The organism is Burkholderia sp. JKS000303 (genome assembly GCF_002563755.1).
Taxonomy (GTDB): domain Bacteria; phylum Pseudomonadota; class Gammaproteobacteria; order Burkholderiales; family Burkholderiaceae; genus Burkholderia; species Burkholderia anthina_B.
In genome coordinates this window covers 1,487,121-1,511,775 of record NZ_PDBZ01000001.1, presented here as the reverse complement: position 1 = coordinate 1,511,775, position 24,655 = coordinate 1,487,121, and the positions used below count along the sequence as shown (strand labels likewise).

Here is a 24,655-nt window from a genome sequence, read left to right as displayed (position 1 = left end):
GTGATATGAGCGTAGCTTATAACGCAGTTCAGCATAACTCATTGGATCGGCTGACGGCTGCGGGAGTACGCTTCATCGGTCGCGTCGCGGGCGACGCACTATGCTGGAAATGAGCGCGGCATCGCGCCGCGCGTTGGACAACAAGAAGATTCGGGTGGGATACGAGCAAGCGCTGAAGCGCCAACTCCATCCAGCCACGGCATGGGACCCGAGTAAGCGCTGAAGCGCCAACGCGGGTCGACCGCCGTGGGGATGGAGTAGCCGCTGAAGCGCCAACTCCATCCAGCCACGGCATGGGACCCGAGTAAGCGCTGAAGCGCTAACTCGGGTCGACAGGAGACATACAGTGACGACTCAACGCACGCTCGAGGGCGAATTCGATTACGTGATCGTCGGCGCAGGCACCGCAGGCTGCGTGCTCGCGAACCGCCTGACCGAGGATCCGGACATCCACGTGCTGCTGCTCGAGGCGGGCGGCAAGGACGACTACCACTGGATCCACATCCCGGTCGGCTATCTGTACTGCATCGGCAACCCGCGCACCGACTGGCTGTACAAGACGCAGCCCGAAGCGGCGCTGAACGGCCGCGCGCTGTCGTATCCGCGCGGCCGGGTGCTCGGCGGCTGCTCGTCGATCAACGGGATGATCTACATGCGCGGCCAGCGCGAGGATTACGACAGCTGGGCGCAGGAAACCGGCGACGCCGGCTGGTCGTGGGACAGCGTGCTGCCGGTCTTCAAGCGCAGCGAGGATCACCATGCGGGCGCGAGCGACGCACACGGCGCGGGCGGCTACTGGCGCGTCGAGAAGCAGCGGCTGCGCTGGGAAATCCTCGAATCGTTCGCGCAGGCCGCGCAGGAGACGGGCATCCCCGCAACCGACGATTTCAACCGCGGCGACAACGCCGGGGTCGGCTATTTCGAGGTGAACCAGAAACGCGGCGTGCGCTGGAATACGTCGAAGGCGTTCCTGCGGCCCGCGATGGCGCGCCCGAACCTGACCGTGATCACCGGCGCGCAGGCGCAGCGGGTGGTCTTCGACGGGCGGCGCGCGGTGGGGGTCGAATATCGTGGCGGCGGCACCGATTACGTCGCCCGTGCCCGCGCCGAAGTGCTGCTGACCTCCGGCGCGGTAAATTCTCCGCAACTGCTCGAACTGTCGGGCATCGGTGCGGGGCAACGGCTGCAGGCGCTCGGCATCGACGTCGTGCAGGACCTCCCGGGCGTCGGCGAAAACCTGCAGGATCACCTGCAGCTGCGGATGGCGTATCGCGTCGAAGGCGTGCGCACGCTCAACACGCTGTCCGCGCACTGGTGGGGCAAGCTGATGATCGGCGCCGAATATGCGCTGCTGCAACGCGGGCCGATGTCGATGGCGCCGTCGCAGCTCGGCGCATTCGCAAAATCCGATCCCGACGATCCGGCGCTCACGCGTCCCGATCTCGAATACCACGTGCAGCCGCTGTCGCTCGAGCGCTTCGGAGAGCCGCTGCACCGGTTCAACGCCTTTACCGCATCCGTGTGCCATTTGCGGCCAAGCTCGCGCGGCAGCGTGCATATCGCCAGCCCCGATTCGGGTGTGGCGCCCACGATCGCGCCGAACTATCTGTCGACCGAGCACGATCGCCATGTCGCCACGAACGCGCTGCGACTCACGCGCCGGATCGCCGCCGCGCCGGCGCTCGCGCGCTACCGTCCGCAGGAGATCCTGCCGGGCACGCAGTATCAGACCGAAGCGGAGCTGATCGAAGCAGCGGGCGCCGTCGGCACCACGATCTTCCATCCGGTCGGCACCTGCCGGATGGGCCGCGCGGACGACGAGCATGCGGTGGTCGACAGCCGCCTGCGCGTGCGCGGCGTTGCCGGGCTGCGGATCGTCGATGCGTCGGTGATGCCGTTCATTACGTCCGGCAACACGAATTCGCCGACGCTGATGATCGCGGAGCGCGCGAGCGACATGATCCGCGCCGATCGGCGCGCATCGCGTGAAGAAGCGACGCAGGTGCGAACGGAAGCGGTGGTGACGGCGGCGTGACACCGCGCTGACACGCGCGACACGCACTGACATGTACGACAGCGGCCGTCCCGGCGCCTGCTGCTTCGCTATGCGAAGCAACTTGCGCGTAGCGCCCGGTTGCCGTGCGCGAACGGAATGAATCATGCAAGCCGCGCATCGAGCGCGGCTTTTATCATGCCGAGCGGACGAACGCGTGCAGCGTGACGCGCACCGTCGTCGCTGATGCACACGCCAGAAAAATGCGCCGAAAAACCGTGCACAGCGGCGCCCCGTATGGCGGCCAGCCCTATAAGTGCAAATCCCGATGATTGCACTGCACCAACGGGGCGACAATGTTGCGCAGCATGTATACGCATCGGCGCGGGAGACCACCCTCGACGCGTAGCACGGCGCTCGGGGGCAGTCCGCTCATCCGCTGACCTGTTCGCGGTCGCTTGCGCGAATCTTCCCCGGTGCTTCGCCTGACTTCGTACGGAAGGGAACATGATTCTCGGCGACACGATTCTGGAAACACGCGGACTGACGAAGGAATTCAGGGGCTTCACGGCCGTGAACGGCGTCAACCTGCGTGTGCGACGCGGTGCGATCCATGCGTTGATCGGACCGAACGGCGCGGGCAAGACCACCTGCTTCAACCTGCTGACCAAGTTCCTGACGCCGACGGCCGGCCAGATCGTCTTCAACGGGATCGACATTACCGACGAGCGGCCCGCGCAGGTCGCGCGTCGCGGCATCATCCGTTCATTCCAGATCTCGGCGGTATTTCCGCACCTGACCGCGTTGCAGAACGTGCGCATCGGCCTGCAGCGCGCACTCGGCACCGAATTCCATTTCTGGCGCAGCGAGCGCACGCTGCGGCGCCTCGACGATCGCGCGATGGACCTGCTCACGCAGGTCGGCCTCACCGATTTCGCGCATGTCCCGACCGTCGAGCTCGCCTATGGCCGCAAGCGCGCGCTCGAGATCGCGACGACGCTCGCGATGGAACCCGAGCTGATGCTGCTCGACGAGCCCACGCAGGGGATGGGCCACGAGGATGTCGACCGCGTCACTGCACTGATCAAGAAAGTCGCGAACGGCCGCACCATCCTGATGGTCGAGCACAACATGAACGTGATCGCGGGCATCTCCGACACGATCACCGTCCTGCAGCGCGGCGAAGTGCTGGCCGAAGGCTCGTATGCGGAAGTATCGAAGAATCCGCTGGTGATCGAGGCATACATGGGCAGCGCCGACGCGGCGCTCGCGGGGGCGCACGCATGAAGCGCAGCGAACGGGAGGAACGCGAATTGAGCGGTGTCGAAAGCGGCACGCCCGCGCTGGAGATCACGGGCCTCGAAGCCTGGTACGGGGAATCCCACATATTGCACGGTGTCGACCTGAGCGTTCAGCGCGGCGAGGTCGTCACGCTGCTCGGCCGCAACGGCGCGGGCCGCACGACGACGCTGCGCGCGATCATGGGGCTCACGGGCCGCCGCAGCGGCTCGATCAAGGTCGCGGGCAACGAGACGATCGGCCTCGCGACGCATCGCATCGCGCATTTCGGCGTCGGCTACTGCCCGGAGGAGCGCGGGATCTTCTCGAGCCTGTCGTGCGAGGAGAACCTGATGCTGCCGCCGCCGATCGGGCCGAGCGAGCACGCGATGTCGCTCGACGAGATCTACGCGATGTTCCCGAATCTCGCGTCGCGCCGGCAAAGCCAGGGCACGCGGCTCTCGGGCGGCGAGCAGCAGATGCTGGCGGTCGCGCGGATCCTGCGCACCGGCGCGAACCTGCTGCTGCTCGACGAGATTTCCGAAGGACTGGCACCGGTGATCGTGCAGGCGCTCGCGCGGATGATCGTCGCGCTGAAGGCGCGCGGCTACACCGTGGTGATGGTCGAACAGAATTTCCGCTTCGCCGCGCCGCTCGCCGATCGCTTCTACGTGATGGAACATGGCCGCATCGTCGAGCATTTCCGTGCATCCGAACTGGAAGGCAAGATGCCGATCCTTCACGACCTGCTTGGGGTGTGACGCCGCCCCGTTTCCCTTGCCGCTAGCCGTGGCGGCCCTCGAACAACCACAACGCATCAGAACAACAGGAGACGTCAATGAAAATGAAGACCCTTGCGCACGCGTGTCTCGCACTCGCCACTGCCGCGTTCACCGCCGGCGCCGCACACGCCGCGGACAGCGTGAAAATCGGCTTCATCACGGATATGTCGGGGTTGTACGCGGACATCGACGGGCAGGGCGGCCTCGAGGCGATCCGGATGGCGGTCGCCGACTTCGGCGGCAAGGTGCTCGGCAAGCCGATCGAGGTTGTCTATGCGGACCACCAGAACAAGGCGGACATCGCCGCGTCGAAGGCGCGTGAGTGGATGGACCGCGGCGGGCTCGACCTGCTGGTCGGCGGCACGAACTCCGCGACCGCGCTGTCGATGAACCAGGTCGCGGCCGAGAAGAAGAAGGTCTACATCAACATCGGCGCGGGCGCCGACACGCTGACCAACGAGCAGTGCACGCCGTACACGGTCCACTACGCATACGACACGATGGCGCTCGCGAAGGGCACGGGGTCGGCGGTAGTGAAGCAGGGCGGCAAGACGTGGTTCTTCCTGACTGCCGACTATGCATTCGGCAAGGCGCTCGAGAAAAACACGTCGGACGTCGTGAAGGCGAACGGCGGCCAGGTGCTCGGCTCGGTGCGGCATCCGCTGTCGGCGTCGGACTTCTCGTCGTTCCTGCTGCAGGCGCAATCGTCGAAGGCGCAGATCCTCGGCCTCGCGAACGCGGGTGGCGACACGATCAATGCGATCAGGGCTGCGAAGGAATTCGGCATCACGAAGACGATGAAGATTGCCGCGCTGCTGATGTTCATCGACGACGTGCACAGCCTCGGCCTCGAGACGACGCAGGGCCTCGTGCTGACCGACAGCTGGTACTGGAACCGCGATGCGGCCTCGCGCCAGTGGGCGCAGCGCTACTTCGGCAAGATGAAGAAGATGCCGTCGAGCCTGCAGGCGGCCGACTATTCATCGGTGACGACCTACCTGAAGGCCGTGCAGGCCGCCGGCACGACCGACTCCGACAAGGTGATGGCCGAGCTGAAGAAGATGAAGATCAACGACTTCTACGCGAAGGGCTACATCCGTCAGGACGGCAGCATGATCCACGACATGTACCTGATGGAAGTGAAGAAGCCGTCGGAATCGAAGGAGCCGTGGGACTACTACAAGGTGCTCGCGACGATTCCGGGCGACCAGGCGTTCGGCACCAAGCAGGAATCGCGCTGCGCGCTGTGGAAGTAAGCGCGACGTAGCAGCGCACGGCGGCGGCCGCAGCGATGTGCCCGCTGCGCCGCCCGCGTGCGCGACGGCTTGAATGTTGCGCACGCAACGAAACTCATTCTGACGGCTAAGTCGATGGAAATCTTTGGCATTCCGTTGCCGGCGATGCTCAGCCAGTTGCTGCTCGGGCTCGTCAACGGCTCGTTCTACGCGATCCTGAGTCTCGGGCTCGCGGTGATCTTCGGGCTGCTCAACGTGATCAACTTCGCGCACGGCGCGCTGTTCATGCTGGGTGCGATGCTCGCGTGGATGGGGCTGTCGTACTTCGGGTTGCCGTACTGGGCGATGCTCGTGCTCGCGCCGCTGATCGTCGGCGCGTTCGGGATCGTGATCGAGCGGACGATGCTGCGCTGGCTGTACAAGCTCGATCACCTGTACGGGCTGTTGCTCACGTTCGGCCTCACGCTCGTCGTCGAAGGCGTGTTCCGGGCAGTCTACGGCTCGTCCGGCCAGCCGTACGACGTGCCGTCGCAGCTGTCCGGCGCGACCAATCTGGGCTTCATGTTCCTGCCGAACTACCGCGCATGGGTGGTCGTCGCGTCGCTCGCGGTGTGCCTCGCCACGTGGTTCGTGATCGAGAAGACGCGGCTGGGCGCCTATCTGCGCGCGGGCACCGAGAACCCGAAGCTCGTCGAGGCGTTCGGCGTGAACGTGCCGATGATGATCACGCTCACCTACGGGTTCGGCGTCGCGCTCGCGGCATTCGCGGGCGTGCTGGCCGCGCCGGTGATCCAGGTGTCGCCGCTGATGGGTCAGCCGATGATCATCACCGTGTTCGCGGTGGTCGTGATCGGCGGGATGGGCTCGATTCTCGGCTCGATCGTCACCGGCCTGATGCTCGGCGTGATCGAGGGCTTCACGCGGGTGTTCTATCCGGAAGCGTCGGCCACCGTCGTGTTCGTGATCATGGCGATCGTGCTGCTGATCCGCCCGGCGGGCCTGTTCGGCAAGGAAAAATGATGCAGAGAAAAGTGCTCTACGGCGTGCTGCTCGCCGCACTGCTCGCCGCGCCGTTCATCGGCGCGTATCCGGTCTTCGTGATGAAGGTGCTCACGTTCGCGCTGTTCGCGGCCGCGTTCAACCTGCTGATCGGCTATACGGGGCTGCTGTCGTTCGGCCATGCGATGTTCCTCGCGACCGCCGGCTACGCGACCGGCTATGCGATCCAGACGCTCGGCTTCACGCCGGAGCTCGGCGTGCTCGTCGGCACGTTCGCCGCGACGCTGCTCGGGCTGATCGTCGGCCTGTTCGCGATCCGCCGGCAGGGCATCTACTTCGCGATGATCACGCTCGCGTTCGCGCAGATGGTCTACTTCCTCTACCTGCAGGCGCCGTTCACCGGCGGCGAGGACGGCCTGCAGGGCGTGCCGCGCGGGCATCTGTTCGGCTTGCTCGACCTGTCCAGCGACGTGACGCTGTACTACATCGTGCTCGCCGTGATCGTCGCCGCGTGCGCGTTCATCGTGCGGATCGTGCACTCGCCGTTCGGCCAGGTGCTGGTTGCGATCAAGGAGAACGAGGCGCGCGCGATCTCGCTCGGCTACGACACCGACCGCTTCAAGCTGCTCGCATTCATCCTGTCGGCCGGGCTCGCGGGGCTGGCCGGTTCGCTGAAGGTGCTGGTGCTCGGCTTCGAGACGCTGTCGGACGCGTACTGGACGATGTCGGGCCTCGTCATCCTGATGACGCTCGTCGGCGGGATGGGCACGCTGTTCGGGCCGCTGCTCGGCGCGGCGCTGATCGTTACGCTGGAGGATCGCCTCGGCGATATCGGCGAGTGGCTGGCGTCGACCACCGGCATCGGCTGGTTCCACTCGCTCGGCGAGTCGACGACGATCGTCACCGGGCTGATCTTCATCGCATGCGTGCTGGCGTTCCGGCGCGGGATCGTCGGTGAGATGGTCGCGCGGATCAAGCCGCTCAGGCCGTCCTGACAGCGGGGGCCGGGCGTTGCGGAGCGTTGATGCGAAGCACCATCCGGCGCGGCCGGGAAGGGCCTCGGGGCCGGCTCCGGCCGGCGCTGCGCGGCAAGGCTGGTGCCCCAATTTCGTGCGGCGATGCACCATAGGGGTAAATGCTAAGTTGTCGCGGGGTGAAAGCTCCTTTAATCTTCGTTTCAGTTCTGATGCACCGCGAAACGAATTTGCAGGTGGAGAACGAGGAGACAATCGAGGCACAAAGTGCCCGGACCCCAAAGCGCTGTTGGACGGAATCCAACAGCGCTTTTTCATTTGTGTGCGTGAATTACCTACGCTGGTGCAGCGGCCGGCGTCGCAGGTTCGCGACCGCGTCGGCATTCCGACTTCCCCGCGTTTCACGTCCGTCCTCCCGTTCTTCCCCTTTCCCGCAAACACGCCGCACATGGCGCGCGGCCACGCGCATGCCGTTCGGGCTTACCCGGTTGGCGTGCGCAAAAAGCGTCCGTTACACTCAGCTTTCGCCGACCGCGCGGTCGGGAAAATCGGTCGGCAGTTCTCCTACAAGCAAAATGCAGAAGAGGGAGCACGGTTGGATGAGAAGCGCAGGACGAAGGGGCGGGGCAACAGGGGCGGCAGGGGCCGCTCGTTCGTGTTCGGGGAGGCCTGGGTCTATCCCGGCTGTCGCGAACCGTCCTGCGGCGGGTATGCGCGTTCTGGCGCGATTTGCCCGCACGACCGTCCCGCCGGTCGTTGTGTCCGCATCCGAATCCTCGATCGCCTGCGCATGAGCGGCCTCCTTTCCTGTCTTGTGCCGTCGACGAGCGTCGTCGAGCCGCGCCAGGGCTGCGCGTCTTCCCTGATCGTTGCGTCCGCAACGTCACCTTTTCCGGCTTTCTTTATCCTGACGACATGGCTGTCACGCACCGTGGCGGTCGCACGACCGTTGTGGTCGCGCAGCGGCGCGTGCGTGCGCGGTGTCGATGCCGGCAGAGGCCCGTCGCCGCGGCGTTTCACGGGAAAACGAGCGTAGGCAGTGGCACAGCGAGATACTTAAAATATTAACTTGTTTGATGACCGGGACCGCCCGGGCGACCCGCGGATTTTTCGAGCAGCGTTTGGAGACAACGTAAATGAAGATGAATCGATGGATGGAAGCCGTGCTTGCCGTGGGCCTCGTCTGCGCGTCGGCAACGGCGTCGGCACAGGTGAAGATCGGCGTGACGCTGTCGGCCACCGGCCCGGCCGCGTCGCTCGGGATTCCGGAAAAGAACACGATCGCACTGCTGCCGAAGGAAATCGCCGGCAAGAGCGTGCAGTACATCGTGCTCGACGATGCGTCCGACACGAGCCGCGCGGTGCAGAACGTGCGCAAGCTGATCGACGAGGATCACGTCGACGCGATCATCGGTTCGTCCGTCACGCCGAACTCGCTCGCGATGCTCGACCCGGTGTCGCAGGGCAAGACGCCGACGATCTCGCTCGCGGCGAGCGCGCAGATCATCGCGCCGATGGACGCGAAGCGCGCGTGGATGTTCAAGGTGCCGCAGAACGACCAGCTGATGGCCGACGCGATCGCCGGCTACATGGCCAAGCACGGCGTGAAGACGATCGGCTTCATCGGCTTCGCCGACGCGTACGGTGACAGCTGGTACAACACGTTCAACGCGGCGGCCGCGAAGAACGGCCTGAAGGTCGTGTCGAACGAGCGCTACAACCGCACCGACGCATCGGTGATGGGGCAGGTGCTGAAGCTGATGAGCTCGAACCCGGACGCGGTGCTGATCGCCGGATCCGGCACGCCGGCCGCACTGCCGGCCAAGACGCTGAAGGAGCGCGGCTACAAGGGCAAGATCTACCAGACGCACGGCGTCGCGAACAACGACTTCCTGCGCGTGTGCGGCAAGGATTGCGAAGGCGAGATCCTGCCGGCCGGCCCGGTGCTCGTGACCGACCAGCTGCCCGATTCGAACCCGGTGAAGAAGCCGGCGCTCGCGTACAAGGCCGCGTACGAGAAGGCATATGGCGCGGGTTCGCTGTCGACGTTCGGCGGGCATGCGTGGGATGCGGGGCTGCTGCTGCAGCGTGCGATTCCGGAAGCACTGAAGAAGGGCCAGCCGGGCACCGAGGCGTTCCGCGAGGCGCTGCGCGCATCGCTCGAGAGCGTGAAGGATCTGCCCGTGTCGCACGGCGTGATCAACATGACGCAGACCGATCACAACGGCTTCGACACGCGTGCGCGCGTGATGGTGCAGATCGTCGACGGCAAGTGGAAGCTGCAGGCCGAGTAAGCATCACGTGAAACCGGCGTGCACGGCGCGAACGGCGCCGCGCACGCCGTCGGCAGCGCAGGGCCTCGCGGCCCGCATGCGCGCCGCATGGAACTTCCGGGAAGCCCCCGCGCGGCGCCTGACACTCGGGTCCTGCCGTCCACGCGTCCGCGCCGCTCCCGTCGCCGTTTCTCCGCAGCATTCTCGATAAACGAAACGTATGGATCTCTCGATTGCGGCGATCCTCGCGCAAGACGGCATCACGACCGGCGCCATTTATGCATTGCTGTCGCTGGCGCTCGTGCTGGTGTTTTCCGTCACGCGGGTGATCTTCATTCCCCAGGGCGAATTCGTCGCCTACGGTGCGCTGACGCTCGCTGCGTTGCAGGCGCAAAAATTTCCCGCCACCTGCTGGCTGTTGTTCGTGATGGGCATCGCGTGCTTCCTGCTGGAAGTCGGCGGGTTGATCCGCCATCGCGAGCGCCGCCATCAGCTCGGCCGCACGCTCGCGACGCTCGCCAGCCGCTACGTGCTGCTGCCGCTGGCGGTGTTCGCGATCACGCGCGGCGTCGCCGCGCAGCCGTTGCCGATGCTCGCGCAGATCGCGCTCACGCTTGCGATCGTCGTGCCGATGGGGCCGTTCATCTATCGGCTCGTCTATCAGCCGATCGCGGAAGGCACGACGTTGCTGTTGCTGATCGTATCGGTCGCCGTCCATTTCGCGATGGTCGGCCTCGGGCTCGTGATGTTCGGCGCGGAAGGGTCGCGCATCAACGGGTTCGCCGATGCATCGCTGTCGATCGGCAGCATGACGGTGTCGGTGCAGAGCATTCTCGTGGTCGTGACGGCGCTGGTGCTGATCGGCGCGCTCTACGTGTACTTCGGCCGCACGATCGCCGGCAAGGCGCTGCGCGCGACGTCGGTGAACCGGCTTGGCGCGCAACTGGTCGGCATCGGCACGACGGCGGCAGGGCGGCTCGCGTTCACGCTGGCGGCGGGGCTCGGCGTGCTGTCCGGGATCCTCGTCGGCCCGCTGACGACGATCTACTACGACTCCGGTTTCCTGATCGGCTTGAAGGGCTTCGTCGGCGCGATCATCGGCGGGCTCGTCAGCTATCCGCTCGCGGCCGCCGGCTCGCTGCTCGTCGGCGTGCTCGAATCGTATTCGTCGTTCTGGGCGAGTTCGTACAAGGAAGTGATCGTGTTCACGCTGATCATCCCGGTGCTCCTGTGGCGCAGCTTCGCGACGCCGCATGCGGAAGAGGAAGAGGAGTGACGCGATGAAGATGATCGTACGCAACAAGACCTTCTGGGTGTTTCTCGTGGTGCTGTTCGCGCTGCCGGTGCTGCCCGGTGCGCTGCAGGTGCCGGAATACTGGATCACGCTGCTGAACTACATCGGCCTGTACGCGATCGTCGCGATCGGGCTGGTGCTGCTGACGGGCGTCGGCGGGATGACGAGCTTCGGGCAGGCCGCGTTCGTCGGCATCGGTGCCTATGCGACCGCGTTCCTGACGACGCAGTACGGCGTGTCGCCGTGGCTCGCGCTGATCGTCGGCGTCGTGCTGACGGCGCTCGTCGCGCTTGTGCTCGGCGCGGTCACGATGCGCCTGTCCGGGCACTTCCTGCCGCTCGGCACGATCGCGTGGGGCCTCGCGCTGTTCTATCTGTTCGGCAACCTCGAAATGCTCGGCAAGTACGACGGGATCAACGGAATTCCGGCGCTGAACCTGTTCGGCATCGAGCTCGACAGCGGCCGCAGCCTGTACTTCCTGATCTGGGCCGTCGTGCTGGCCGCGATCGTGTCGGTGCAGAACCTGCTGAACAGCCGGCCTGGCCGTGCGATCCGCGCGCTGCGCGGCGGCGGCGTGATGGCCGAGGCGATGGGCGTGAACACGGCGTGGATGCGTGTCGTGATCTTCGTCTACGCGGCCGTGCTCGCGGCGGTGTCGGGCTTCCTGTACGCGCACCTGCAGCGCGCGGTGAACCCGACCCCGTTCGGCCTGAACCACGGGATCGAATTCCTGTTCATGGCCGTGGTCGGCGGCGTGTCGCACGTGTGGGGCGCGGTGCTCGGCGCGGCGATCCTCACCGTGCTGCAGGACTACCTGCAGACGCTGCTGCCGAAGCTGCTCGGCTCGGAAGGCAACTTCGAGATCATCGTGTTCGGCGTGCTGATGGTGCTGCTGCTCCAGTACGCGCGCCAGGGCGTATGGCCGTTCGTCGCGAGGCTGTTTCCGCGCGGGCCGCGTGCGCACGTGCCCGAGCATGCCGATCCGCTGCCACAGCGCGGCAAGCCCGTGGCGGGCGAGCCGCTGCTCGTGGTCGACAACGCGCGCAAGCAGTTCGGCGGGCTGGTGGCGGTCAACGACGTCAGCTTCGACGTGAAAGCGGGGCAGATCATCGGGCTGATCGGGCCGAACGGCGCCGGCAAGTCGACCACGTTCAACCTTGTGACCGGCGTGCTGCAGCCGACCGGCGGCACGATCACGTTCCGCGGCGAACGGATCGACGGGCTCACGTCGCGCCAGATCGTACGGCGCGGCATTGGCCGTACGTTCCAGCACGTGAAGCTGCTGCCGACGATGACGGTGCTCGAGAACGTTGCGATCGGCGCGCATCTGCGCGGCCGGACGGGCGTGTGGCGCAGCATCGCGCGGCTCAATGCGCATGAGGAAGCACAGCTGCTCGCCGAAGCCGCGCGGCAGATCCGCCGTGTCGGGCTGGAAAGGCACATGTACGACGAAGCAGGCAGCCTCGCGCTCGGCCAGCAGCGCATCCTCGAAATCGCCCGTGCGCTGTGCTGCGACCCGACGCTGCTGCTGCTCGACGAGCCGGCCGCCGGGTTGCGCTACCAGGAGAAGCAGCAACTCGCCGACCTGCTGCGGCGCCTGAAGGCTGAAGGGATGAGTGTGTTGCTCGTGGAACATGACATGGACTTCGTGATGAACCTCACTGACCGGCTGGTGGTGATGGAATTCGGCACGCGGATCGCGGAAGGGCTGCCGCAGGATGTGCAGCAGGATCCTGCGGTGCTCGAAGCGTATCTGGGCGGGGTGGAGTGATGACGGACACGACGATGCCGATTCTCGAAGTACGCGGGCTGGCGGTCCGGTACGGCAAGGTCGAGGCGCTGCACGGCGCCGCGATCAAGGTCGAAGCGGGGCAGATCGTCAGCGTGATCGGCCCGAACGGCGCCGGCAAGTCGACGCTGCTGAACGCGATCATGGGTGCGCTGCCGGTGACCGGGCATGCATCGGGCGCGATCGTGTATCGCGGCAACGACGTCGGTGCGCTGCCGGTCGAGCAGCGCGTCGCGCGCGGCATGTGCCTCGTACCGGAGAAGCGCGAGCTGTTCAGCACGATGACGGTCGAGGACAACCTCGTACTGGGCGCGTATCGCCGCAAGCTGGCGGGCGAATCCAACTTTCTCGATCAGCTCGAACCAGTGTTTGCGTTGTTTCCGCGGCTCAAGGAGCGCCTCAAGCAGGCCGCCGGCACGCTGTCGGGCGGCGAACGGCAGATGCTCGCAGTGGGTCGTGCGCTGATGGGCAAGCCGGATCTGCTGATGCTCGACGAGCCGAGCCTCGGGTTGGCACCGCTGATCGTGAAGGAGATCTTTCATATCATCAGCGCGTTGCGCGGCACGGGCGTCGCGACGCTGCTGATCGAACAGAATGCGCGGGCCGCGCTGCAGATCTCCGACTATGGCTATGTGCTGGAGACGGGCGAGTTTGCGCTCGAAGGGCCGGCGGCCGAGTTGGCGCAGAATCCGCGTGTGATCGAGACGTACCTCGGGTTGGCGAAGAAAACGGCTTGATGATCGGTGCGGTTGGCGGGAAACCGGCGGCGTGTTTCACGTGAAACACGCCGTTTTTGTTTTTAGGCACGAGGCGATTGGGTGGCCTTGGCGTTGTTCGGGGCAGGGGATAAGTGTTGAAGGAATAGTCGGAAGCTCTGTGACGAACGGGAAGGGGATTGGTCGTGGCGATGTGCGTGTTGCACAGAATCACGAGAGTCGCGTGACCGATAGGGCTCCGCCGATGCATGTCGCACGGCACAGTGGATAAGTGTTTGGCGACCGACCGGAAATACTGTGACGGAAGCGCCAGGGATGGTGGAGTCCACTCTGTCCGGTTCGGCCCCGGTTGCCGATTTTGCACAGCGTGCCGATGTGCTGTGAGAGGGCGGTTGGGCGCTCGGAGCAGGGCGAAGCGCCACAGTTCGGCCGTTTGGCAGGAAAAAAGACAAAAAAACCGCAGAACGAACCGACCCTACCATTCGGACGGTCTTCGGGTGAAATGCGAACCCGCTATAATTCGGCCCATACATTTCTCAGATAGGTTCGTGCGCAACTCTGCGCACGGAATCCACCATGCTTTTTCCCACAGAATTTGACGTCATCGTCGTCGGTGGCGGTCACGCCGGCACGGAAGCTGCGTTGGCATCCGCGCGGATGGGCGCGAAGACGCTGCTGCTGACCCATAACATCGAAACGCTTGGGCAGATGAGCTGCAATCCGTCGATCGGCGGCATTGGCAAGGGCCATCTGGTCAAGGAAGTCGACGCGCTCGGCGGCGCGATGGCGGCCGCGACGGACGAGAGCGGTATTCAGTTCCGGATCCTCAATTCGTCGAAGGGGCCGGCCGTGCGCGCGACGCGCGCGCAGGCTGACCGCATCCTGTACAAGGCTGCGATCCGCCACCGGCTCGAGAATCAGCCGAACCTGTGGCTGTTCCAGCAGGCCGTCGACGACCTGATGGTCGAAGGCGACCGTGTGGTCGGCGCCGTGACGCAGATCGGCATCCGCTTCCGCGCACGCGCGGTGGTGCTGACGGCCGGCACGTTCCTCGACGGCAAGATCCACGTCGGCCTGAACAACTACACGGGCGGTCGCGCGGGCGATCCGGCGGCCGTGTCGCTGTCGGCGCGCCTGAAGGAGCTGAAGCTGCCGCAGGGCCGCCTGAAGACCGGTACGCCGCCGCGTATCGACGGCCGTTCGATCGACTTTTCGAAGCTCGACGAGCAGCCGGGTGACCTCGATCCGATCCCCGTCTTCTCGTTCCTCGGCCGGGCAGAGCAGCACCCGCAGCAGCTGCCGTGCTGGGTCACGCACACGAACGAGCGCACGCACGACATCATTCGCGGCGGCCTCGACCGTTCGCCCATGTATACAGGCGTGATCGAAGGCGTCGGCCCGCGTTATTGCCCGTCGATCGAGGACAAGATCCACCGGTTCGCGTCGAAGGAATCGCACCAGATCTTCCTGGAGCCGGAAGGGCTGACCACCAACGAGTTCTATCCGAACGGGATCTCGACGAGCCTGCCGTTCGACGTGCAGCTCGAGCTCGTGCACTCGATGCGCGGCCTCGAGAACGCGCACATCCTGCGCCCTGGCTATGCGATCGAGTACGACTACTTCGATCCGCGTGCGCTGAAGGCGTCGCTCGAGACGAAGGCGATCAACGGGTTGTTCTTTGCGGGCCAGATCAACGGCACGACCGGCTATGAAGAGGCCGCGGCGCAAGGCCTGCTGGCCGGCCTGAATGCAGGTCGTTACGTGCAGGAGAAGGACGCCTGGTGCCCGCGTCGCGACCAGGCTTACCTGGGCGTGCTGGTCGACGACCTCGTCACGCGTGGCGTCGCCGAGCCGTACCGGATGTTCACGAGCCGTGCCGAATACCGCCTGAGCCTGCGTGAAGACAATGCCGACATGCGTCTGACTGAACTGGGCCGCGAGTTGGGCCTCGTCGACGACGTGCGCTGGGATGCGTTCAGCCGGAAGCGCGACGCTGTTTCACGTGAAACCGAACGACTGAAGTCCACGTGGGTCACGCCAAAGACGCTGCCGCCGGAAGAGGCGACCGCATTGCTCGGCAAGGCGATCGACCACGAGTACAGTCTCGCCGAACTGCTGCGCCGTCCGGGCATCGGCTACGACGGCGTGTGCGGGCTGAAGGGCGGCGAGTGTGGCCCTGCGGAGCCGCTTGCAGACGATCCGGTGCTGCTGGAGCAGATCAAGGAGCAGGTCGAGATCGGCATCAAATACCAGGGCTATATCGAGCGTCAGGCGAGCGAGATCGAGCGCAACGATGCGAACGAGAACACGCGCCTGCCGGACGGCATCGATTACCGCGAGGTGCGCGGCCTGTCGTTCGAGGTGAGCCAGAAGCTCAACGAGTTCCGGCCGGAAACGATCGGCCAGGCATCGCGTATCTCGGGCGTTACGCCGGCTGCGATTTCGCTGCTGATGGTGCACTTGAAGCGCCGGGGTCTTGGCCGTCGTAACGGCACCGCTGCAGAAGCGACCGAGCAGGGGGACGGCACCGTCCCGACGCAACAATGACGGCGCATCGCGCGCCGGCGGTTAATCGGGACGTACTTGAAGGGATGCTCGTCGACGGCACGGCTGCGCTCGACATCGCATTGACGGATGCACAACGCAAGCAGCTGCTCGACTATGTCGCGCTGCTCGGCAAGTGGAACGCGGTCTACAACCTGACCGCGATCCGCGACCCGAAGCAGATGCTGATCCAGCACATTCTGGACTCGCTTTCCATCGTCCCGCATCTGCGCGGCCGTGCGTCGGCGCGGGTGCTCGACGTCGGTTCGGGCGGCGGGTTGCCGGGTATCGTGCTGGCGATCGTGCAGCCGGAATGGCAGGTGACGCTGAACGATATCGTGCAGAAGAAGTCTGCATTCCAGACCCAGATGCGTGCGGAGCTGAAGCTTTCTAACCTGTCGGTTGTCACCGGTCGGGTCGAATCGCTGCAACCGGGCGTCGAAGTGCCGGAAAAATTCGACATGATCGTATCCCGCGCTTTCGCGGATCTATCCGACTTCGTTAAACTTGCTCGACATCTCGTCGCGCCTGGCGGATCGATCTGGGCAATGAAGGGCGTGCACCCGGACGACGAGATCGCCCGGCTGCCGGAAGGGAGTCGTGTGAAGCAGACGATGCGGCTGGCGGTGCCGATGCTCGATGCCGAACGGCATCTGATCGAAGTCACGGTCGCCGAAGCGAATTGAAGGCGCGCGGTAGCGCGCCATTTGTTTGAAGTAAGAGGAACACACCAACGATGGCAAAGATCTTCTGCGTTGCGAACCAGAAGGGGGGCGTCGGCAAGACGACGACATCGGTCAATCTCGCCGCAAGCCTTGCAGCGCAGGAGCAACGAGTCCTGCTGATCGATCTCGACCCGCAGGGTAACGCGACGATGGGCAGCGGGATCGACAAGGCCTCCTGCGAGTCGACCGTGTACGAAGTGCTGGTCGACGGCGTATCGGTGACCGACGCGCGCGTGCGTCCGGAAGGCGTCACATACGACGTGCTGCCGGCCAACCGCGAACTGTCCGGTGCCGAGATCGAACTGATCAACATCGACAACCGCGAGCGCCGGTTGAAGGCCGCGCTCGAGCGCGTGGCCGACGATTACGACTTCGTGCTGATCGATTGCCCGCCGACGCTGTCGTTGCTGACGCTGAACGGGTTGTGCGCGGCGCATGGCGTCGTGATCCCGATGCAGTGCGAGTACTTCGCACTGGAAGGTCTGTCGGACCTCGTGAACACGATCAAGCAGGTTCACGCGAACATGAACCGTGACCTGAAGATCATCGGCTTGCTGCGCGTGATGTTCGATCCGCGCATCACGCTGCAGCAGCAAGTCTCCGATCAACTGAAAGCGCACTTCGGCGACAAGGTGTTCGACGCGGTGATTCCGCGTAACGTGCGCCTGGCGGAAGCGCCGAGTTACGGGTTGCCGGGCGTGGTGTTCGACCGCAACTCGCGCGGTGCGCAAGCGTATCTCCAGTTCGGTGCCGAGATGATCGATCGCGTGCGCGCGTTCGAGGTGTCGTGATCCGGACATGAGCGAAGCGAGGAAGAAAGACATGAACGCGGTACCAAAGAAGAAGGGCTTGGGACGTGGCCTCGAAGCGCTGCTGGGTGGCAGTGCAGACATCACCGAAGCGGTGAAGATCGAAGGGGCGCCGAACACGCTCGCGCTCGGCAAGCTGCAGGCCGGCAAGTACCAGCCGCGCACGCGGATGGACGAGGGCAGCCTGCAGGAGCTGGCGGCCAGCATTCGCGCGCAAGGCGTGATGCAGCCGATCCTGGTACGACCGATTTCGTCCGACAAATACGAGATCATCGCGGGCGAGCGACGTTTCCGCGCGGCACGCCTGGCCGGTCTCGATGAAGTGCCGGTACTCGTGAAGGACGTGACCGATCAGGCCGCCGCCGCGATGGCGCTGATCGAGAACATCCAGCGCGAGGATCTGAACCCGCTGGAAGAGGCGCACGGCATTCAGCGCCTGCTCGACGAGTTCGGTTTCACGCACGAACAGGCGGCCGAATCGGTCGGCCGTTCGCGCAGCGCGGTGTCGAACCTGCTGCGTCTGCTGAACCTCGCATCGCCGGTGCAAACGATGCTGCTGGCCGGCGATCTCGACATGGGGCATGCGCGCGCGCTGCTCGCGGTCGATGCGGCGACGCAGATCACGCTCGCTCACCAGGTCGTCAACAAGCGCATGTCGGTGCGCGAGACCGAGAAGCTCGTCGCGCATACGACCAAGGAAGTGCCGGCGGTGAAGGCGCGCGCGAAGGACGATGGCGGCCGCGACACGCGCCGTCTCGAGGAGGAGTTGTCCGACCTGCTCGCATCGACGGTGAAGATCAAGCTCGGCCGCCGCGGGCGAGGGCAGGTGCAGATCGACTTCGGCAACCTCGACGCGCTCGAGGGCATTCTCGCGCGCCTGCGCGGCAACGTCGCGACCGAAGAGTAACGAGGTTCGATCGATGGAAAACACGGGCGCGGCCGCGCCGCACCGGTGGCTCGGATGGCTGTTGCAGGAGCCGGTACTGACGGTGCTGGCGCTTGCGTTGATTATTCTTAAATGGTTGCGTCCGCAACCAGTTGCCGCACTGGCCGGCCTCGTCGACTGGCAGACCGTGCTGACGCTGGCTGGCCTGCTGATGCTGACCAAGGCGCTCGAGTTGTCCGGGTGCCTGATGTGGCTTGCGCATCGCATCGTGCATCACGTGCACTCCGAGCGCGGGCTCGCGATGCTGCTGGTCATATTCGCGGCTGCGCTGGCGATGTGGCTCACCAACGACGTCGCGCTGTTCGTCGTCGTCCCGCTGATGGTGTCGCTGCGCGCGTTGACGCCGCTGCCGTTCCGGCGGCTCGTGATCGCAGTCGCGCTGGCCGTCAATGCGGGGTCCGTCGCGACGCCACTCGGCAATCCCCAGAACCTTTTTCTGTGGCAATTGAGCGGCGTGTCGTTCGGCCGTTTCGTCGTCACGCTCGGGCCGCTCGCGCTTGCCTTGATGGCGCTGCTGCTCGTGCTGACGGCGTGCGCGTTTCGCGCGAAACCGCTCGACCTGTCGGGAGACGTCGACACGGTGCCGGTACAGCGCATGCATGCGCTGCTCGCGGTGGTGCTGTTCGGTGCATTCGTGTTGCTCGCCGATGCACACCATCCGGAGCCGGGCCTCGCTGCCGTCGTGATCGCGCTGCTCGTCGCAAAACGTGATGCAGTCCTGAAGATCGACTGGCTGCTGCTGCTGATTTTCGTGCTGATGTTCGTCGTGCTGCGCAGCGCGGCTGCGTTGCCCGTCGTGCACGATGCGATCGCGCGTGCACAGCTCGATTCGCCGTTGCGCGTGTTTGCCGCGGGCGCGGTGCTGTCACAGGGCATCAGCAACGTGCCGGCCGCGATCCTGTTGTCGGAATTCACGCACGACTGGCGAGCGCTCGCGTTCGGCGTATCGGTCGGTGGCTTCGGTTTCGCGATCGGCTCGCTCGCGAACCTGATCGCCGTGCGTCTCGCGAAGGAGCCGCGCATGTGGTTGCCGTTTCACCTGGTGTCGATTCCGTTCGCACTGGCAAGCACCGCACTCGGTGCGTGGCTGCTCGCGCACGTCTGAACCCGCGGTGGTGTGTGGCACAGGTGTTCGATCCGGTGGATGGGGAAGGGCGCACAGCATTCCGCGTGATTGCCGGTTGTGGATAAGTCCGGCGATCCACAGTCGATCGCCTGTGGTGATGTTGCAACTCATTGCGTGAGCGAGCGGGTTCGTGGTCGGCTCGTCTCGTGCGATGAGTGCGGTCTGTCATCACAGTGTTCCGCCTGTTCCTGATCCTTGTGGCGCGGTATTTCCTGCGGTCATCTCACAGTGAATTTTTTGCCTGTGCGCCTGCGGAGCGGCTGGAGCGCTCGCAGGACACCGGTTCCGCTTCATTTGTTGCGGCCGCACTTTTCCAGCAAGAAGTACCGACGCGAAAATCCCACCTTACAACTGTCATCGTACGTCGCTCGTGCGCGCGTTTTTCACATGATGAGGACGCGTTTTACGCAGATTTTTGTCGCGTCTAAAGCCTTGAATCACCTGCAACTATCGCTTACAATCGCCCGGATTTGTTAGCTAGGCACCCCCGAAAGCTTTCGGAAAGTTTGGGGCGGATCAGGAATTTGCGGAAGGTAGCGATGGCGAGTCAGGAGCAGCCGATCAATGGGCACGACGAGCGCAGCGCACGCCGCAACACCGAACCGGCTGTCGAGCAGCGGCATGCAGCCGCCGACGACTGGGATGCCGAGCAGCAAGACGACACAACAATCGTTCCGCTTACGCGGGCCGAAGCGGAAACGCTGTTCGGGCCGGATGTAAGCCGACCCTCGCGGGTCACGCCCTACCGGGTAGTGATCGCGCAAGTGGTCCTGTCCTTGGTTGCAACGCTGGCGTGGTGGCTGTTTTCTTCAAAGCCGCCGGGCGCCGCTGCGCAATCCGCATTTTTGGGCGGAGTGATTGGCTGGGCGCCAAGCGCATTGTTCGCGGCGCGTTTGAGGCGAGGCGGTGCCGACACCGTGATGGGTTGGGTGGTCGGCGAAGTACTCAAGATGGGAGCGACGATCGCGTTGTTCGTAGCGATTGCCGTGTGGTACCCCGGCGTGCACTGGGTGCCCCTGCTCATTACGTACTTGCTCGTGCTGAAAACGTACTGGATTGCGCTGGCCTGGCGATAGGCTGTGAGACCTTGCGCAGTTCGACCAGAACATGCGCAGGCGCGTTCCCGCAATAAAGTGTTGCGGTGAAGCGGAAGACCGATTTTCGACAATTTGGGTGGCACTAACGATATGGCAACCAGCGAAGGCTCGCGTGCTCTGGATCCGTCCGAGTACATTGCGCACCACTTGCAGAACTTCTCCACCGCGCATCAGACGTCGATTTTCGATATCCACGTCTGGAATCTCGACACGTTGTTCTGGTCGATCGTTTGCGGTATCGCCACGATCCTGATCCTGTACATGGCTGCCCGCAAGGCAACGCCGGGCGTCCCGGGTCGTTTCCAGTGCATGATCGAAATGATCGTCGAGATGGTCGAAGACCAGTCGAAGGCTGTCGTGCATGGCAATCGTACCTTCATTGCTCCGCTCGCGCTGACCGTGTTCATCTGGGTCGCGCTGATGAACTCCCTCGACTTCCTCCCCGTCGACCTGCCGGGCCGCGTGATCGGCTGGCTGGGTCTGTCGGAAGTCATCCCGCATCACCGCATCGTCCCGACGGCCGACCTGAACGGCACGCTCGGCATCGCGCTCGGCGTCTTCGTGCTGATGATCTACTACAGCATCAAGATCAAGGGCCCGGGCGGCTTCCTGCATGAACTCGTGTCGGCTCCGTTCGGTGCACATCCGCTGCTGTGGATCCCGAACCTCGGCCTGAACATCGTTGAATACGTCGCCAAGACCGTTTCGCTCGGCATGCGACTGTTCGGCAACATGTACGCAGGCGAACTGCTGTTCCTGCTGATCGCGTTGCTTGGCAGCATGTGGGGCTTCGGTGCGGATGCGTCGGTGCTCGGCTTCATCGGCCACATCCTCGCAGGTAGCGTCTGGGCGATCTTCCACATCCTGATTGTTTTGCTGCAAGCGTTCATTTTCATGATGCTCACGCTGGTGTACCTCGGCCAGGCTCACGAATCGCACTAAGCAGCCGGACAATCAAGCAGGTTTGTTTTTAGTTTTCTTTTAATTCCAGTTCCAAGTCTTTTCACAAAGGAGTGATCATGCAAGCTTTCATCGCCAACATCCAAGGTCTGACCGCTATCGGTATCGGTATCATCATCGGCCTGGGTGCGATCGGCGCCTGTATCGGTATCGGTCTGATGGGTGGCAAGTACATCGAAGCATGCGCACGTCAGCCTGAGCTGATCAACCCGCTGCAAACGAAGATGTTCCTGCTGGCTGGTCTGATCGACGCGGCGTTCCTGATCGGCGTTGGTGTGGCAATGCTGTTTGCATTCGCGAACCCGCTCCTGTCGAAGCTCGCAGGCTAAGGTTCCTCGGAAGATTTGCGCCAGCGACAAGCCGGCGCAGGGTGGAACGGATGACGAGCGCCAATCGAATTCATTTTCGACGCGCTCCTCCTCGTTTCAATTTCCGGAATAGCAGATAAGGAAACACCGTGAATCTCAACGCAACCCTGTTTGCGCAAATGGTCGTGTTCCTGATCCTCGCGTGGTTCACGATGAAATTCGTGTGGCCGCCGTTGGTCAACGCCCTCGACGAGCGCTCGAAGAAAATTGCCGACGGCCTGTCCGCCGCGGAAAAGGGTCAGGCGGAACTCGCAGCGGCGCACAAGCGCGTCGATCAGGAGCTCGCGCAAGCCCGTAACGACGGCCAACAACGTATTGCCGACGCTGAAAAGCGCGCGCAAGCCGTAGCCGAAGAAATCAAGGCTCAAGCCCATGCCGAAGCCGCCCGCATCATCGCTCAGGCGAAGGCGGACGCGGATCAGCAAATCGTGAAGGCGCGTGAATCGCTGCGCGGCGAAGTTGCCACGCTCGCGGTCAAGGGTGCCGAGCAGATCCTGAAGCGCGAAGTCGATCAAACGGCCCACGCCGAACTGCTGAATCAACTGAAAGCCGAGCTCTGATCATGGCCGAACTTGCAACCATCGCCCGCCCTTACGCAGAAGCGCTGTTCCGCGTGGCCGAGGGTGGTGATATCGCCGCCTGGTCCACGCTCGTGCAAGAGCTGGCTCAGGTTGCGCAACTGCCCGAAGTGCTGTCCATCGCGTCGAGCCCGAAAGTGGGTCGCGCGCAGGTCAACGAACTGTTGCTCGCCGCGGTGAAGTCGCCGCTCGCGACCAGTGCGGAAGCGAAGAACTTCGTGCAGATGCTGGTCGAAAATCACCGTATCGCGCTGCTGCCGGAAATCTCCGTACAGTTCGACGAACTGAAGAATGCGCGCGAAGGCGCGGCCGACGTGCAGATCGTCAGCGCGTTTCCGCTCGAAGGCGCACAGCTCACCGAACTCCTCGCCAGCCTTGAACGCAAGTTCAAGCGCAAGCTGAAGCCGACGGTCCAGACCGATGCGTCGCTGATCGGCGGCGTGCGTGTGACGGTCGGCGACGAAGTGCTCGATACCTCGGTCCGCGCGCGGCTCGCCAGCATGCAGACAGCCTTGTGCGCTTGAGCGCCCAGGCAGCCGGCACGCAACAGAATTGACTATCAGGAGCGAATAATGCAACTCAATCCCTCTGAGATCAGCGAGCTGATCAAGAGCCGGATCCAGGGCCTTGAAGCGAACGCAGACGTTCGCAACCAGGGCACCGTGATCTCCGTGACCGACGGTATCGTGCGTATTCACGGCCTGTCGGACGTGATGCAGGGCGAAATGCTCGAGTTCCCGGGCAACACGTTCGGCCTCGCGCTGAACCTCGAGCGCGACTCGGTCGGCGCGGTGATTCTCGGCGAATACGAACACATCTCGGAAGGCGACATCGTCAAGACGACGGGCCGCATTCTGGAAGTCCCGGTTGGTCCGGAACTCGTCGGCCGCGTGGTCGATGCGCTCGGCAACCCGATCGACGGCAAGGGCCCGGTCAACGCGAAGCTGACCGACGCGATCGAAAAGATCGCCCCGGGCGTGATCTGGCGTAAGTCGGTGTCGCAGCCGGTGCAGACGGGCATCAAGTCGATCGACGCAATGGTGCCGATCGGCCGTGGCCAGCGCGAGCTGATCATCGGCGACCGTCAGTGCGGCAAGACCGCAGTGGCGCTCGACGCGATCATCAACCAGAAGGGCAAGGACCTGATCTGTATCTACGTCGCGATCGGCCAGAAGGCTTCGTCGATCATGAACGTGGTTCGCAAGCTCGAAGAAACGGGCGCGATGGAATACACGATCGTCGTCGCCGCTTCGGCATCGGATTCCGCCGCAATGCAGTACCTGGCACCGTACGCCGGCTGCACGATGGGCGAGTACTTCCGCGACCGCGGCCAAGACGCGCTGATCATCTATGACGACTTGACCAAGCAGGCTTGGGCATACCGCCAGATCTCGCTGCTGCTGCGCCGCCCGCCGGGCCGTGAAGCGTACCCGGGTGACGTGTTTTATCTGCACTCGCGTCTGCTCGAGCGTGCAGCGCGCGTGTCGGAAGAGTACGTCGAGAAGTTCACGAACGGCGAAGTGAAGGGCAAGAGCGGTTCGCTGACGGCACTGCCGGTCATCGAAACGCAGGCTGGCGACGTGACCGCGTTCGTTCCGACGAACGTGATCTCGATTACCGACGGCCAGATCTTCCTGGAAACCGACCTGTTCAACGCAGGCATCCGCCCGGCAATCAACGCCGGCGTGTCGGTGTCGCGAGTCGGTGGCGCCGCTCAGACGAAGGTCGTGAAGAAGCTGTCGGGCGGTATTCGTACCGACTTGGCGCAGTACCGTGAACTCGCAGCATTCGCGCAGTTCGCATCGGACCTCGACGAAGCGACCCGCAAGCAGCTCGAGCGCGGCCGCCGCGTGACGGAACTGCTGAAGCAGCCGCAGTACCAGCCGCTGCAGGTCTGGGAACTGGCCGTGTCGCTGTACGCCGCGAACAACGGCTACCTCGACGACCTCGACGTGAAGCAAGTGCTCGCGTTCGAGAAGGGCCTGCGCGACAACCTGAAGACCAGCCACGCTGACCTCATCAAGCGCATCGAAGACACCAAGGATCTCTCGAAGGACGACGAAGGCGCACTGCGCGCTGCAATCGAGTCCTTCAAGAAGTCGGGTGCCTATTGATCCGCGAGTGACACACTGAGGCCGCGCGGGTGCTGATGCGCCCGCGCCGCTTCGG

22 protein-coding genes are annotated in these 24,655 nt (G+C 64.3%); all 22 read left to right on the top strand.

Features of this window, described 5'->3' with window-relative positions; all coding sequences use genetic code 11:
• Positions 1-346 precede the first annotated feature (346 nt).
• The gene (locus BX604_RS07230) at positions 347-2,035 is read left to right on the top strand and encodes a GMC family oxidoreductase (protein ID WP_098550164.1); all 1,689 of its coding nucleotides are present in this window, start codon (positions 347-349) and stop codon (positions 2,033-2,035) included.
• 465 nt (positions 2,036-2,500) lie between these two features.
• Positions 2,501-3,280, top strand: a complete 780-nt coding sequence (locus BX604_RS07225; RefSeq protein ID WP_096506728.1) for an ABC transporter ATP-binding protein — start codon at positions 2,501-2,503, stop codon at positions 3,278-3,280.
• Positions 3,277-4,032: an ABC transporter ATP-binding protein gene (locus tag BX604_RS07220; RefSeq protein WP_098550163.1), complete on the top strand. Its 756-nt coding sequence runs from the start codon at positions 3,277-3,279 to the stop codon at positions 4,030-4,032. Before BX604_RS07225 ends, BX604_RS07220 begins: the two co-directional genes overlap by 4 nt.
• A gap of 77 nt (positions 4,033-4,109) precedes the next feature.
• Positions 4,110-5,309 (top strand): ABC transporter substrate-binding protein, encoded by a 1,200-nt coding sequence (locus tag BX604_RS07215; protein ID WP_098550162.1) that lies wholly within the window; start codon positions 4,110-4,112, stop codon positions 5,307-5,309.
• Positions 5,310-5,423: 114 nt separating this feature from the next.
• Entirely contained in the window at positions 5,424-6,308 is an 885-nt protein-coding gene (locus tag BX604_RS07210) for a branched-chain amino acid ABC transporter permease (protein ID WP_098550161.1), read from the top strand.
• Positions 6,308-7,282, top strand: coding sequence for a branched-chain amino acid ABC transporter permease (locus BX604_RS07205; RefSeq protein WP_175779934.1), 975 nt, complete (start codon positions 6,308-6,310; stop codon positions 7,280-7,282). The genes BX604_RS07210 and BX604_RS07205 overlap by 1 nt, the downstream gene beginning before the upstream one ends.
• Before the next feature lie 268 nt (positions 7,283-7,550).
• Positions 7,551-8,297, top strand: a complete 747-nt coding sequence (locus BX604_RS38905; RefSeq protein WP_179894786.1) for a hypothetical protein — start codon at positions 7,551-7,553, stop codon at positions 8,295-8,297.
• A 100-nt stretch (positions 8,298-8,397) separates the two neighbouring features.
• A complete protein-coding gene (locus tag BX604_RS07195; protein ID WP_098550158.1) occupies positions 8,398-9,555 on the top strand; it encodes an ABC transporter substrate-binding protein in 1,158 nt (385 codons plus the stop codon).
• 199 nt (positions 9,556-9,754) lie between these two features.
• On the top strand, positions 9,755-10,810 hold the full coding sequence (locus BX604_RS07190; RefSeq protein ID WP_098550157.1) for a branched-chain amino acid ABC transporter permease: 1,056 nt from the start codon (positions 9,755-9,757) through the stop codon (positions 10,808-10,810).
• Positions 10,811-10,814: 4 nt separating this feature from the next.
• Positions 10,815-12,599, top strand: a complete 1,785-nt coding sequence (locus tag BX604_RS07185; RefSeq protein ID WP_098550156.1) for a branched-chain amino acid ABC transporter ATP-binding protein/permease — start codon at positions 10,815-10,817, stop codon at positions 12,597-12,599.
• Complete coding sequence (locus BX604_RS07180; RefSeq protein ID WP_098550155.1) at positions 12,599-13,354, top strand: ABC transporter ATP-binding protein; 756 nt, start codon at positions 12,599-12,601, stop codon at positions 13,352-13,354. Before BX604_RS07185 ends, BX604_RS07180 begins: the two co-directional genes overlap by 1 nt.
• A 555-nt stretch (positions 13,355-13,909) precedes the next feature.
• A complete protein-coding gene (gene mnmG, locus BX604_RS07175; RefSeq protein ID WP_098550154.1) occupies positions 13,910-15,880 on the top strand; it encodes a tRNA uridine-5-carboxymethylaminomethyl(34) synthesis enzyme MnmG in 1,971 nt (656 codons plus the stop codon).
• The gene (gene rsmG / locus BX604_RS07170; RefSeq protein ID WP_098550153.1) at positions 15,877-16,563 is read left to right on the top strand and encodes a 16S rRNA (guanine(527)-N(7))-methyltransferase RsmG; all 687 of its coding nucleotides are present in this window, start codon (positions 15,877-15,879) and stop codon (positions 16,561-16,563) included. The genes mnmG and rsmG overlap by 4 nt, the downstream gene beginning before the upstream one ends.
• 50 nt (positions 16,564-16,613) lie before the next feature.
• Entirely contained in the window at positions 16,614-17,393 is a 780-nt protein-coding gene (locus BX604_RS07165; protein ID WP_098550152.1) for a ParA family protein, read from the top strand.
• Between the two features lie 31 nt (positions 17,394-17,424).
• Positions 17,425-18,318 (top strand): ParB/RepB/Spo0J family partition protein, encoded by an 894-nt coding sequence (locus tag BX604_RS07160; RefSeq protein WP_098552737.1) that lies wholly within the window; start codon positions 17,425-17,427, stop codon positions 18,316-18,318.
• 13 nt (positions 18,319-18,331) lie between these two features.
• Positions 18,332-19,462 (top strand): SLC13 family permease, encoded by a 1,131-nt coding sequence (locus BX604_RS07155; protein ID WP_098550151.1) that lies wholly within the window; start codon positions 18,332-18,334, stop codon positions 19,460-19,462.
• 560 nt (positions 19,463-20,022) lie between these two features.
• The gene (locus tag BX604_RS07150) at positions 20,023-20,559 is read left to right on the top strand and encodes an ATP synthase subunit I (RefSeq protein WP_098550150.1); all 537 of its coding nucleotides are present in this window, start codon (positions 20,023-20,025) and stop codon (positions 20,557-20,559) included.
• A 111-nt stretch (positions 20,560-20,670) separates the two neighbouring features.
• Complete coding sequence (atpB, locus tag BX604_RS07145) at positions 20,671-21,522, top strand: F0F1 ATP synthase subunit A (protein WP_098550149.1); 852 nt, start codon at positions 20,671-20,673, stop codon at positions 21,520-21,522.
• A gap of 77 nt (positions 21,523-21,599) precedes the next feature.
• Positions 21,600-21,869 (top strand): F0F1 ATP synthase subunit C, encoded by a 270-nt coding sequence (atpE, locus tag BX604_RS07140; RefSeq protein WP_025990054.1) that lies wholly within the window; start codon positions 21,600-21,602, stop codon positions 21,867-21,869.
• Positions 21,870-21,997: 128 nt separating this feature from the next.
• Positions 21,998-22,468 (top strand): F0F1 ATP synthase subunit B, encoded by a 471-nt coding sequence (locus tag BX604_RS07135; RefSeq protein ID WP_098550148.1) that lies wholly within the window; start codon positions 21,998-22,000, stop codon positions 22,466-22,468.
• Positions 22,469-22,470: 2 nt separating this feature from the next.
• Positions 22,471-23,010 (top strand): F0F1 ATP synthase subunit delta, encoded by a 540-nt coding sequence (locus BX604_RS07130; RefSeq protein WP_098550147.1) that lies wholly within the window; start codon positions 22,471-22,473, stop codon positions 23,008-23,010.
• A 48-nt stretch (positions 23,011-23,058) separates the two neighbouring features.
• Complete coding sequence (gene atpA / locus BX604_RS07125) at positions 23,059-24,600, top strand: F0F1 ATP synthase subunit alpha (RefSeq protein WP_098550146.1); 1,542 nt, start codon at positions 23,059-23,061, stop codon at positions 24,598-24,600.
• Positions 24,601-24,655: the final 55 nt, after the last annotated feature.

Coding starts and splice junctions, on each gene's coding strand:
- BX604_RS07225 (WP_096506728.1), top strand. CDS start 2,501: ATGATTCTCGGCGACACGATTCTGGAAACACGCGGACTGACGAAGGAA.
- BX604_RS07220 (WP_098550163.1), top strand. CDS start 3,277: ATGAAGCGCAGCGAACGGGAGGAACGCGAATTGAGCGGTGTCGAAAGC.
- BX604_RS07215 (WP_098550162.1), top strand. CDS start 4,110: ATGAAAATGAAGACCCTTGCGCACGCGTGTCTCGCACTCGCCACTGCC.
- BX604_RS07210 (WP_098550161.1), top strand. CDS start 5,424: ATGGAAATCTTTGGCATTCCGTTGCCGGCGATGCTCAGCCAGTTGCTG.
- BX604_RS07205 (WP_175779934.1), top strand. CDS start 6,308: ATGCAGAGAAAAGTGCTCTACGGCGTGCTGCTCGCCGCACTGCTCGCC.
- BX604_RS07195 (WP_098550158.1), top strand. CDS start 8,398: ATGAAGATGAATCGATGGATGGAAGCCGTGCTTGCCGTGGGCCTCGTC.
- BX604_RS07190 (WP_098550157.1), top strand. CDS start 9,755: ATGGATCTCTCGATTGCGGCGATCCTCGCGCAAGACGGCATCACGACC.
- BX604_RS07185 (WP_098550156.1), top strand. CDS start 10,815: ATGAAGATGATCGTACGCAACAAGACCTTCTGGGTGTTTCTCGTGGTG.
- BX604_RS07180 (WP_098550155.1), top strand. CDS start 12,599: ATGACGGACACGACGATGCCGATTCTCGAAGTACGCGGGCTGGCGGTC.
- mnmG (WP_098550154.1), top strand. CDS start 13,910: ATGCTTTTTCCCACAGAATTTGACGTCATCGTCGTCGGTGGCGGTCAC.
- rsmG (WP_098550153.1), top strand. CDS start 15,877: ATGACGGCGCATCGCGCGCCGGCGGTTAATCGGGACGTACTTGAAGGG.
- BX604_RS07165 (WP_098550152.1), top strand. CDS start 16,614: ATGGCAAAGATCTTCTGCGTTGCGAACCAGAAGGGGGGCGTCGGCAAG.
- BX604_RS07160 (WP_098552737.1), top strand. CDS start 17,425: ATGAACGCGGTACCAAAGAAGAAGGGCTTGGGACGTGGCCTCGAAGCG.
- BX604_RS07155 (WP_098550151.1), top strand. CDS start 18,332: ATGGAAAACACGGGCGCGGCCGCGCCGCACCGGTGGCTCGGATGGCTG.
- BX604_RS07150 (WP_098550150.1), top strand. CDS start 20,023: ATGGCGAGTCAGGAGCAGCCGATCAATGGGCACGACGAGCGCAGCGCA.
- atpB (WP_098550149.1), top strand. CDS start 20,671: ATGGCAACCAGCGAAGGCTCGCGTGCTCTGGATCCGTCCGAGTACATT.
- atpE (WP_025990054.1), top strand. CDS start 21,600: ATGCAAGCTTTCATCGCCAACATCCAAGGTCTGACCGCTATCGGTATC.
- BX604_RS07130 (WP_098550147.1), top strand. CDS start 22,471: ATGGCCGAACTTGCAACCATCGCCCGCCCTTACGCAGAAGCGCTGTTC.
- atpA (WP_098550146.1), top strand. CDS start 23,059: ATGCAACTCAATCCCTCTGAGATCAGCGAGCTGATCAAGAGCCGGATC.